The organism is Acetivibrio sp. (assembly GCF_035371925.1).
Taxonomy (GTDB): domain Bacteria; phylum Bacillota; class Clostridia; order Acetivibrionales; family Acetivibrionaceae; genus Hungateiclostridium.
In genome coordinates, this window is sequence record NZ_DAORXT010000005.1 from 49,178 (window position 1) to 60,892 (window position 11,715).

Below are 11,715 nucleotides of genomic sequence, written 5' to 3' on the forward strand. Positions count from 1 at the left end.
TTATCAGCAAATTCGTACCACAACAAAAGCTTCACTTATACTTATGGAATGGGGGAATAAGCGTGTTAATTGAGCAAAGGGATTCACTAAGAGGCGAAATAAACATACCCGGGGATAAATCCATCTCCCACAGGGCAATTCTTTTCGGCTCTTTGGCAAAAGGAACCACCGAAATTGACGGACTTATGATGGGTGAAGACTGCCTCAGTACCATTGACTGCTTCAGAAAGATGCAGGTAAGCATTGAAATACTCCCGAACAAGATAAAGATTCAGGGTAATGGTCTGTATGGCTTAAGACCGCCCTCTGCTCCTTTAAATGCCGGGAGATCGGGTACTGCGTTAAGACTTCTTTTGGGTGTGCTCTCAGGTCAGCCTTTCTCTTCTGTAGTTACCAGAAACGAATCAGCTCTCAGGAAATCCGTGGGTAAAGTTGTAGCTCCGCTGCGACAAATGGGAGCAAACATTAACGGAAGGGAGAACGGAAACCTTTGCCCGCTTTCAATCCAGCCGGCAAAACTTATCGGTAAAACCCATAATGTTTCCATTTTAGACACATATATAAAGTCTCCGCTTCTTATTGCAGGTCTTTATGCCGACGGAGAAACCACAGTAATTGAAGAAGTTAAATCAAGGGACCATTCCGAGCTGATGCTCAACTATTTCGGAGCTGACATTAAAGTCAACGGTCTGGAAGTAACATCCCGCAAGGTCGAAAACTTATACGCCCAGCATATCGAAGTACCCGGGGATATTTCGATTGCTGCATATTTCCTGACTGCCGGCCTTATAGTGCCAAATTCCGATATAGTGGTCAAAAATGTTGGTATCAATCCTACAAGAGCAGGAATTCTTGATGTATATAAATCAATGGGAGCCAAAATCGAAATTCTCAACGAACGTGTAGTAAACAACGAAAAAGTTGCCGATATCAGGGTTGTATCCTCACCTCTTACCGGAACAACCATTGACCGCAGCATGATACCGAGACTCATAGATGAAATTCCGATTATTACTGTTGCTGCTTCCATTGCCAAAGGAACTACAACAATCACCGGTCTTAAAGGCTTCAAGACAAAAGAATCGGGTAAACTTTCCCGTATGATAGCCGAGCTTTCCAAGCTTGGAGCTTCCTTGCAAGAGACAGAGGACGGAGTAATCATCGAAGGTAAAGAATATCTCAAGGGTACTGTTGTAGAAGGCCACAACGATGCTGCAATCACCATGTCCCTTTGTGTCGCAGGTCTTATTGCCGAAAATGAGACAAATATCAGAAAAACTCAGATACTTGATATTGCATACCCCGAATTTATAACTGTTTTGAATAAACTGTGATTTTGAAAATTAAAAGCAACCATTTGTAAAATTTGCCTATAACAAAACCGGGTTAAGCAAATGCCGCCCGGTTTTCTATTTTTATTTCTTACGCATTTCATTCAATCTGTATCCTAAAACCATAAGACTATCGCTTAAGTGAACATTCTCGATTATCACATCATAAGGAAGCTTCAAATCCATGGGAGAGAAATTCCACAGACCCTTAACCCCAAGGCGTGCCACTTTATCGGCCACAGCAGGGGTATGCTCGTAAGGAACACACAGAATTGCAATATCAACTTGATTTTCCGCTACAAACCGTTCCAGACTGTCAAGATGCATAATCTCTATATCCCTTATTTTCTCCCCTATCAAACTTGGATCTATATCAAAAATACCGATAAGCTTAAAACCTCTTTTTTCGAAATTGGTGTAATTGGCAAGAGCCTGACCCATATTTCCAGCTCCAATGATAATAACTTTAAACGCTTCATTCACGCCAAGAATATTGCCTATTTCATTGTAAAGGTACTCGACATTGTATCCGTACCCCTGTTGTCCGAATCCGCCGAAACAATTTAAGTCCTGACGTATCTGAGATGCAGTTATTCCCATCCTAGAGCTTAGTTCCTTCGACGATATTCTTGTTATCCCAAGTTTCAAAAGATCCGAAAGATACCTGTAGTACCTGGGCAAACGTTTTATTACTGCCATAGAAATTTTTTTCTCTAAACTCATCGCTTTCACCTCAAAGATTTATCTTGGAACAACTTTACATCACTACCTGGGTAATTGTGATTATAACACCTTTGTTATTTTATTGTCAATATTGCTAAGAGGCAGTATTTTTGCTAAAATGGATTGGGTTGGCGTTTGGAAGATTGAAATTTATATGCTTTTACATTTTTATTTTAGCATATTTTTTTATTTTATTATAGTTAATTAATTTATATTAGATTTTTTAAGGTGATTGAGTATGATAGTTTTAGGCTGCAATAATATAAGTCTGTCCTTTGGCGTAAAAGAAATCTTAAAAGATATTTCTTTCAGCATCAACGATAGTGACAAGGTTGGCGTTGTCGGAGTAAACGGAGCGGGCAAATCCACACTTTTTAAAATAATAACCGGAGAATACATTCCCGACAGCGGAGAGATTTATACGGCCAAAAACTCAAAACTCGGTTACCTTGCACAAAATTCCGGTCTGGATTCGTCCAATACCATACTTGATGAGGCCTTAGCGGTGTTCTCCCACTTTACTGAAATGGAATCCCGCATGAAGACATTGGAAAAATCCATGAGTACAGAAAAGGACGAAGGTCAGTTGAACTCAATTATGAAGGAGTATTCTCGCTTGACCGACGAATATTCCCGTTTGGGAGGATTCGAATACAAGAGCCGCGCAAAGGGTGTTTTGAAGGGTCTGGGATTTTCGGAGGACCAATTTTCATTAAATGCCAGGAACTTAAGTGGAGGCCAGAAAACAAGGCTTGCCTTGGCAAGGCTTCTTCTTACGGAGCCTGATATTCTTCTTTTGGATGAGCCTACAAACCACCTTGACATAAATGCCATAGAATGGCTGGAAGAGTTTTTGTCAAGCTACAAAAAGTGTGTGTTGGTTATATCCCACGATAGATATTTTCTCGACAAAATTACCAATAAAACACTGGAAATTGAGAACTGTGAATGTAAGCTGTACAGCGGCAATTATTCCTCATATTTGAACCAAAAAGCTGTGGACCGGGAGATTCAGCAAAGGCACTATGAACAGCAGCAGAAGGAAATTGCCCGGATGGAAGCATTCATAGAGCAGCAGCGAAGATGGAACAGAGAAAGAAATATCATTGCTGCAGAAAGCAGACTTAAAGCTATTGAACGAATGGAGAAAATCGAGGCACCCAAAAATCTGCCTGAGAAGGTAAGGATGAGCTTCAAAAGTGGAATATCCAGCGGAAATGACGTCCTTTTTGTAGAAGGTCTTGGGAAGGAATATCCCGGAAAGCCTCTGTTTAAAGACGTAAGGTTTAACATCAGAAAAAAGGAAAGGGTATTTATCCTAGGTCCCAACGGATGCGGAAAGTCCACCCTCTTGAAAATACTTACGGGCAAAATTCATGGTTATCAAGGAAGCTTTCGATACGGACATAATGTGACGTTGGGTTATTATGACCAGGAGCAGGAAGAGTTAGACCCGAATAACACATTGATTGATGAGGTTTGGAGTGCGGACGAAAAACTTACACAGACAGAAATCAGAAATGTTTTGGCAATGTTTTTATTTAAAGGAGAAGATGTCTTAAAGCCCGTTTCGACTTTAAGCGGCGGTGAAAAAAGCCGTATTTCTCTTATTAAATTGATGCTTTCCGAGGCCAACTTCCTTATACTTGACGAGCCCACGAACCACCTTGATATAAACTCGAGGGAAGTTCTTGAAAATTCCCTTGCGGATTATGACGGTACCTTGCTCATTGTATCCCATGACAGGTACTTTATAGACAAGCTCGCAACCCGCATTATTGAGCTTAGTACGACTTCATGCTTTGACTATAACGGTAATTACACCGAGTTTCATGAGTACAAGAGCAAGCTGAATTTGAGCTTTGACAATCAATTAAAAAATGTCAAAATGACAACATCCAAAATGGAACACATTGCATCAAAGGAAGAGAAGGCAAGAAAAAGAAAGCTAGAAAAGCAACTTTCCGAGACAGAAAAAGAAATCGGCAGCACTGAAGAGCGTATAAAAGAGATTGAAGAACAGATGACCAAAGAGGAAATTGTCAGTGACCATGTAAAGCTTATGGAGCTTCAAAGTGAGCTTGACAATCTCAATTTAAGAATTGAAGAGCTGTATGAGCTTTGGGACAGCCTTATGTCTCAAAGCAGTGAATAGCATTATCCCAAAAAACTTTAGTATTTATCCCATCTTTTTGAACATTGAGCAGGCTGTATGAATATACTGTCTATGAAGATTTATACTATCATGAAGGAATGATGAATCAAATGTGGTATATAGTACAGCCGGGAGATTCCCTTTATACCATTTCCCAGAGATTTGGAGTGACAATTGCTCAGATAAGGAGTGCAAACCAACTCACAAGCAATATTATCTACGTAGGCCAGCGCCTGTACATTCCCGTGGGAGAACAAGCACCTATCGTATATACCGTAAGACCCGGTGATACATTGTATCTGATAGCCAGAAGATACAACACCACCGTAGACAGTCTCATGGCTCTTAACAACCTTACCGGCACTCAGCTTAGAGTTGGCCAGCAGTTAACCATCCCCCTCTATACCGAAGTAGTGGTCAATGTAAATACCGCAAATATCCGCAGAGGCCCGGGAACCAACTTTGGTGTAATTACCCGGATGACAAATGGCGCAAAGCTTCCGGTTATCGGTTTTAGCAACAACTGGTATCAAGTACGCCTCTATAACGGAAGTGAGGGATGGATTTCAGGAAGCATTGTAAAACGCAACGTCTACAGCGGAAGCAAGCCCATAACAGGGGTACTGGGATTCTATACCCTTGAGGAAGGTCCCTCTCTTCCAAGCTCCTTTGCATCCTTTGCAAGCAATACGGGACAGCTTTCCTCGACCGCATTGTTCATGTTCAGAATCAGTGCCGCCAATCCCACCACCATTGAAAAATTTGGGGAGTTTACCGACCAGGATATCCGCAACCTGGTAGCAATTGCCCACAGGAACAATGTCAAAATCATGCCTGTGGTCCACAACCTGCTGTACAGACCGGGGGGAACCACCCTTGCCAAAAACGTTGTAAAGGTTCTGGTTTCAGACCCGAGGAACAGAAACGCCTTTGCCTTAAACCTTGTAAACCTCATAGAAAAATACGGCTTTGACGGTGTGAACATTGACATTGAAGATGTGTTTATAGAAGACAGTGACAATCTTTCCCTCCTTTATACCGAGATAGCGGAAGTACTGCGCCCGAGAGGATATTTCTTCTCTGCATCGGTTCCTTCAAGGATAAGTGACGAACCCTTTAATCCCTTCTCCGATCCATTTAATTACAGTGTTATCGGCAGAGCAGTGGATGAATTTGTGGTAATGCTGTACAACGAGTTCGGATGGCCGGGAAGCCCACCGGGACCACCGGTTACAATAGGCTGGATGGAACGTGTTTTAAGGTATACCATGACCAAAATGCCGCGGGATAAGATTGTTGCAGCGGTATCTGTGTTCGGATTTGATTTTAATCTTACCACCGGCAGAAACACCTATGTGACCTACGAAGGGGCAATCAATCTTGCACGAAGGTACAATAGTGAAATCATCTTCAACGAAGAAAGGCAGACGCCCATGTTCACTTACAGGGACGCACAGGGAAATCAGCATGAAGTATGGTTTGAGGATGAGCGCAGCTTGCTTTCCAAAATCCAGCTCGCTTGGGAACTCGGTATAAAAGGAGTTGCATTGTGGCGGCTTGGAATGGAAGACCCAAACATCTGGACAATGCTTCAAAACGATGTAGTTGTAAGAAAATTTTAAAAAATAAAGGGCTAAAATCCCCCATATATATCGGGAGGTAAATAATTATTTTAATTAATTACCTCCCTTTTAAATTTGATTTTTCCTTCCGCAGACAGGGCAGCTTTGAAGCGCAAGGGGAACCTCAAGACCGCATGAGTCCATGAGCTTTTGATTTGCAAGAATCTCCGATGTCAGTCCGTCTGCAGCTATCCTGCCTTCTTTTATTACAATAGTTCTTTCGCAGATTTTAAATACCATGTCCAAATCATGACTGGTAATTATCTTGGTATGATCAAAACCTTTAAGAAGCTCCATTACCTTCCGCCTGGATTTTGGGTCAAGACTTGAGGTAGGCTCATCCATGACAAGTATATCCGGCTGCATTGAAAGGACCGTTGCAATTGCCGCAGCCCGCTTCTCTCCTCCTGAAAGCTTATAAGGGGCACGATCTTTCAAATGTGGTATTCCAACCATGTCCAGAGCTTTTACCACCCTGTCCTCAACATCCTTTTCATCCAGCTCGTAATTGCGGGGACCAAAGGCCACATCATCATAAACCGTGGTCATAAACAGCTGATCGTCCGGGTCTTGAAAAACCATTCCAAGCCTTTGACGAATAAAGGGTAATGTTTTTTTCGTAACACGGACATCACCCACTATCACCTCTCCCTGACTTGGAAAAAGAACTCCCATAAGTATAAGGAGCAAGGTGGATTTTCCCGCACCGTTGGCTCCTACAATACCCACGGATTCACCATGGTGAATAGTGAAGGATATTCCGTCAATTGCTTTATAACCGTCCGGATAGACAAAGCTCAAATTCTTTACTTCAAGTTTATGATGACTCATTTACTTTACCACTCCTGTAAGTAATGTACCAACCAGCATCGGTATGTCATACATCCTCGTCACTGTAAAAAACGCCAACCATGCGGCAAGGTACAAAATATCGGAGGTTTTAAACTTTATGCACTCTCCTGTGTTGTACTCTCCTGTAAACCCCCTGACGCACATGGCCTGATAAACCCGCTGTGCCCTGTCAAATGTCCTTAATACCAACTGTCCTGCAAAAGTCCCCCAGTCTTTTATGTGAATGCCTTTTTGTAATGGAGAACGGAGTATATATGCCCTTGCCATTCTTTCCGCCTCTTCCGTCAATACCGATATATAGCGATATGTCAAAAGGAGCTGCAAAACGAACAGCTTTGGTATTTTCAGCATTCTTAAAGCCACTGCCAGCCGGTCCATACCCGTGGTAGCCACAAGCAAAAGCACAGCAGCAACAGTAAGGATACTCTTTAAAAATATAGATAAAAAAGTAATCCAGCCCACCGAAAGGATTAACCCTCCCAAAGCGAAGGTTTGCTTTTCAAAGAGCGGATTTAATATTCCTATTCCTGCAACAAACGGCTCAATAATTAGAATTCTTTTCAATATAGGTGCTTTGGGCAGCTCTGCCAATGCAATAATAACTACAGGATATAAAAACAAAGGAAGAAGCCTTGTAATTTCATACCTTCCAAAGGATGCAACCACAGTCAAAAAAGCGAGGGTAACTATGAGCTTCACCAACGGATGCAGCTTGTGAATGCGAGTTTTATTTCGTGCCAAATCATCCAAATGCACTATATTGTATAAAGAATTACCGATATTTGACATATACAATCAATCCCAACAGAGCAAAAGCAAGGCTTTATGCAGCTGCATTTCTCTTTCTTTTATTAACTGTATTAATCATAAATCCAATAAACACTGTAAAAGCAAGAGTTAATCCCCCTCCGACAATGCCTGAAACACTGGTTCCCAAATTTACATCAGGCCAGGCTGCCTGAGCCTCTTCATTTTCTGTCGCTTGCTCATTTTCATTCCCGCTTGATTTAAAACCATAATCCGGTAAAAAAGCAGTTTTTTCCTGTATTTCCGAGAGTGTATCATAAATTTCACCCTGGGCTTCCAATTCAGAAGTTCCATAAGTCCTTTCAACAGACCATTCCAGACCGTCAGGATTTGTTGAAGCAAACCAGGAAAGAACTCCTCCAACAATTATAGCGGCAATTGAAAGCACAGTCAAAACTTTGTTTACGGATGTATTGCTTGATACTCCTTTACCATCCGCCCCTTCAATCAATTCAGGTCTTGCCTTCCAAACAAAAGTAACAACTGCTGCCGTAACAAGCCCTTCTATTACTCCAATGGCAAGGTGTATGGGCTGCATCAAAAGCACAAAGCTCCCAAAAGGCAGCTCCGTTTTTCGCGACAAGAGTGTCTCAATTACAACGCTGAAAGAACCCGCTTGAAGTCCGATTATGGCCGATACCATCGAGCCCAAAAAAATTCTTTTGGGATTAATGCCTTTTCTTGTAAACCATTTATAGATATAAGGATATGATATAAAGCATGTAAAAAAGCCCAAATTAAATACATTGCAGCCATAGGCAAGCAGTCCTCCGTCCCCAAAAAACAATGCCTGGATTAGCAGGATTGATGCCATAGCAAGGAATCCTGCGTACGGCCCAAGCAATATGGCAAGAAGCATGCCCCCTCCAAGGTGGCCGCTTGAACCCGTCCCCGGTATGGAGAAGTTAATCATCTGAGCGGCAAAAACAAATGCACCCATAACCCCCATCAAAGGAATTTTCTTTTCATCCATTTCATGTTTTACTTTTCTAATTGAGCAGGCTGCAACCGATGCACTAACAGCCAGCATGGTCCCACCCACGGCCGGTGAAATCAAAGCATCTGCCATATGCATATAAAGTCCCTCCTTAAAAACAAGGCCTGGAACACGAAGTTCCTTCTCTTTTACCTCTTTCATTTTGCTCCAAGACACCAAATCAAAAACCCAAAAATGACTACTCCATCATAGCCTCTTTTTGGGTTCATCCCAATGTAGACAATCAATAATACCTTAAATTAGAACCTTTGTGACCCAATTTCCTAATTAACTATATCACGACAACCTATCATGCGTCAATGGTTCACTGTTGTTCAAAATACTTCACTATTCCTTCTTTTATCGCTATCGCCAGCTTTTCTTGATATTCCTTGTCGGCCAGCTTCTTCTCTTCTTCTTGATTGGAAAGAAAACCACACTCAACTATCACCGTAGGAACTTTTAAGTTCTTTAGGATTATCAGCTTCGTGTCCTTTACCAGCGCCTCCCTTTTATTTTCGGGGTCAACATTCTCTCTTAGAGACTTCTGTATACTATCCGCAAGTTTCTTGCTTTCTTCGGATCTTGGCGGAAAGAAAACCTGAGCTCCATGGTACTGGGTTTGGCTAAACTTGTTTAAATGTATGCTTACCGCAATATCAGCTCCCGATTCATCTATCAGTTTTTTACGGGCTGTAAGGTCCTGCCCTCTCTTGCTGGTATATCCCTTTGTCCCTTCGCTGTAATTTAAAACATCCTCTTCCCTCGTCATAATGACATTGTAGCTCTCTGCCTCCAAAAGCTCCTTAACCCTTTTTGCAATGACAAGATTTACATCCTTTTCTTTAAGCCCGCTGTAGTCACTTACCGCCCCAGGGTCTTCTCCCCCATGTCCCGCATCAATAACAACGGTTCTTTTTGCCGAATTATCCTTTGCAACCTCAACTGAATTTTGCCCCGATGCTATGTTAATGCTTATCAACGCTATCGACAGCAAAAAGACCAAGCCTATCAAAGCTATCTTGTCTTTTTTTATTACTAGAATCATATGGCTTTCCCCCTAATGCAAATCAATTTATTTTAGTCGTTCATACAATAAAGCATATTCACAAACAGGTTGGCCATATACTATTTAATATTATGATTGTTTAAAAATGCATAAAAAGGCCGCTGTATTTTACAACAGCGGCTGTACTGCTCTTAAAAAACGGTTTAAAATCATGCAAAATCGATTTTTATGTCATCCATATTTCCGCCCAGGCGGATAACAGCAGAATTTATATCGCAATATGTCTCAAAATCTATAGAATCCCTGTTCTTTTGAACATAGCCCCTTAGTGCAGGTATTGCTCTGCCGTCGCCAAAATCTCCAAGACAAATAGCTCCAAAACCTTTGTTTTTCATTCTAAGAAATGAATTTTTCAGGCACCTGTAAACAGCCTCATAAGCGTCTTTGTCCAAAGTTTTAGCCTCTATTTTTGTCAAACACATCAAAAAGTACTCATCCAAGACACCAAAATCCTCCAAAGAGTTTAGCCTGTCAACTATGGCCGGTACTGCCGCTCTCCCGATTAGAGCCAAGGTCTCTATAACTCTGTCCAAAACTATTTCATCATTCATATTGCTTTCAAATTCCAAATCTTCTGCAAGCTTCATTAGCGGTACAACAGCTCTCTCAGTCTTCCACTCCCCAAGTACGGAAATTGCCATAAGCGATGAAGCAAGCTTCTCATCATCCCTTTGAACAGAACGGTCTGTCGCAAGCTTCAGCAATTCATCCTCCGCAACTTCATTGTAAGATGCCATTCTGTCAACCAACGTACGGGGCAAACTCGTATCGCACATTTTAGCACCGAGTTTAAACAGTTCCAACAATTGTTTAATATCAGAAATGCTCCCAAAATATTCATCGGGACTTAATCCGTCAAGTTCCTCCATTGGCGCTTTAGCCCACTTTCTCAGGTCTTCATCCACTACTTGGGAAAAGTAACTATCATCAACTTCCAAAACATCCTCTTTTTTATTGGCAAAAATTTTATTAAAGCTTTCTTCTATCACCATATTATAGCTCTCAAACAGCAATTCGGCTTTTTTCAATTTAAATCCCCCAAACAATAATAATTTAAAACTTCCTTCTATCTTTTACATAAGTGCTTCCCGGCATGGACTTTGCCTTTTTCTTAAGCTCAGCCGCTATCTCGGAAATCTGGATATGGCTGATAAGCTCCCTGACCTCGTTGGTTACTATCGCAAAAGATATTGATATAAGCGGGAACTTCATTACCTGCCCCTGTCTGTTGCTCGTAACAATATATCCCCTTCTTAAGTCTTCTTCGCAATAAAGGGCTTTCGTTTTCGTGTCAAAGTCTTCAATTACTCCTTTTACTATAGCCTCGGCTTTATCCGGAGTCGACACGACTATAAAGTCATCCCCTCCGACATGGCCAATAAAATCGCTTTGATTTCCATAATTATGCACATTGTCGACAATAATATCGGCAGTAAGCTTTATAGCCCTATCTCCGCTTGCAAAGCCATACACATCATTATATGCCTTAAAATTGTCAAGGTCAGCGTAAATAACCGCAAAAAGCCGTCTGGTAGCTATTCTCTGGTTAATTTCGCTCTGTATCTCAATATTGCCCTGAAGTCCGGTCAACGGATTTGCCCACTGGTTTCTGTCTATACGCCTTAATGTGTTTCGAACCCTGCTCACAAGCTCCCTGGTATTAAAGGGCTTTATTATGTAATCATCCGCACCAAGCTCCAGGCCCGTAAGCTTATCATCTTCGTTATCCTGTGCCGTAAGCATGATAATAGGCATAAGGTTGTTGCCTTCATCATCTCTTAGCGTCTTGCAGACTTCAAAGCCGTCCATATCGGGCATGACAACATCAAGCAGAACCAGATCCGGCTTCTCAATCCTGACCATCTCAATACCTTGACGCCCATTAGATGCCGTTACCACTTCATAACCTTCATTTATTAGAACATCGGATATAAGTTTTGTCATAAACTCCGTGTCATCAATAATCAATATTTTCTTCTTAAACATTTGCTGTGAACTCCCATTAAGATATTTTTAGGTATATTTCTCCCTATATATATCGGAATAACCAAGACAAATAATAACATTGTAATAATTATATAATAAAAATTTGATTTTGAACAGTTGAGTTTTCAAAACATATAAAAGTTTAAATTGCAAGTTTAATTGCCTTACAAAATCTTACAGAACCCTGTTTTAAG

10 protein-coding genes are annotated in these 11,715 nt (G+C 41.4%); 3 read left to right on the forward strand and 7 right to left on the reverse strand.

Annotated features, from left to right (window positions below):
• Positions 1-62: 62 nt before the first annotated feature.
• Positions 63-1,334, forward strand: coding sequence for a 3-phosphoshikimate 1-carboxyvinyltransferase (gene aroA, locus PLH43_RS01605; RefSeq protein ID WP_324359393.1), 1,272 nt, complete (start codon positions 63-65; stop codon positions 1,332-1,334).
• An 81-nt stretch (positions 1,335-1,415) separates the two neighbouring features.
• On the opposite strand, the gene PLH43_RS01610 is transcribed toward aroA, so the two are convergent.
• Positions 1,416-2,054, reverse strand: a complete 639-nt coding sequence (locus PLH43_RS01610) for a redox-sensing transcriptional repressor Rex (protein ID WP_324359395.1) — start codon at positions 2,052-2,054, stop codon at positions 1,416-1,418.
• Between the two features lie 238 nt (positions 2,055-2,292).
• Here PLH43_RS01610 and PLH43_RS01615 point away from each other — a divergent pair, with 238 nt between their 5' ends.
• Both PLH43_RS01615 and PLH43_RS01620 read left to right on the forward strand, forming a co-directional pair.
• On the forward strand, positions 2,293-4,209 hold the full coding sequence (locus PLH43_RS01615; protein WP_324359397.1) for an ATP-binding cassette domain-containing protein: 1,917 nt from the start codon (positions 2,293-2,295) through the stop codon (positions 4,207-4,209).
• A 110-nt stretch (positions 4,210-4,319) separates the two neighbouring features.
• Entirely contained in the window at positions 4,320-5,831 is a 1,512-nt protein-coding gene (locus tag PLH43_RS01620) for a LysM peptidoglycan-binding domain-containing protein (protein ID WP_324359399.1), read from the forward strand.
• Positions 5,832-5,900: 69 nt separating this feature from the next.
• On the opposite strand, the gene PLH43_RS01625 is transcribed toward PLH43_RS01620, so the two are convergent.
• From PLH43_RS01625 to PLH43_RS01650, 6 genes are all read right to left on the reverse strand, one after another.
• Positions 5,901-6,662 (reverse strand): ABC transporter ATP-binding protein, encoded by a 762-nt coding sequence (locus PLH43_RS01625; RefSeq protein ID WP_324359401.1) that lies wholly within the window; start codon positions 6,660-6,662, stop codon positions 5,901-5,903.
• Complete coding sequence (gene cbiQ / locus PLH43_RS01630; protein WP_324359403.1) at positions 6,663-7,472, reverse strand: cobalt ECF transporter T component CbiQ; 810 nt, start codon at positions 7,470-7,472, stop codon at positions 6,663-6,665. It lies immediately after the preceding gene.
• 34 nt (positions 7,473-7,506) lie between these two features.
• Complete coding sequence (locus PLH43_RS01635; protein WP_324359415.1) at positions 7,507-8,565, reverse strand: energy-coupling factor ABC transporter permease; 1,059 nt, start codon at positions 8,563-8,565, stop codon at positions 7,507-7,509.
• A gap of 226 nt (positions 8,566-8,791) precedes the next feature.
• On the reverse strand, positions 8,792-9,514 hold the full coding sequence (gene cwlD / locus PLH43_RS01640; protein WP_324359405.1) for an N-acetylmuramoyl-L-alanine amidase CwlD: 723 nt from the start codon (positions 9,512-9,514) through the stop codon (positions 8,792-8,794).
• 170 nt (positions 9,515-9,684) lie between these two features.
• Positions 9,685-10,563: a hypothetical protein gene (locus tag PLH43_RS01645; RefSeq protein ID WP_324359407.1), complete on the reverse strand. Its 879-nt coding sequence runs from the start codon at positions 10,561-10,563 to the stop codon at positions 9,685-9,687.
• 25 nt (positions 10,564-10,588) lie between these two features.
• Positions 10,589-11,521, reverse strand: a complete 933-nt coding sequence (locus PLH43_RS01650; RefSeq protein WP_324359409.1) for a response regulator — start codon at positions 11,519-11,521, stop codon at positions 10,589-10,591.
• Positions 11,522-11,715 lie beyond the last annotated feature (194 nt).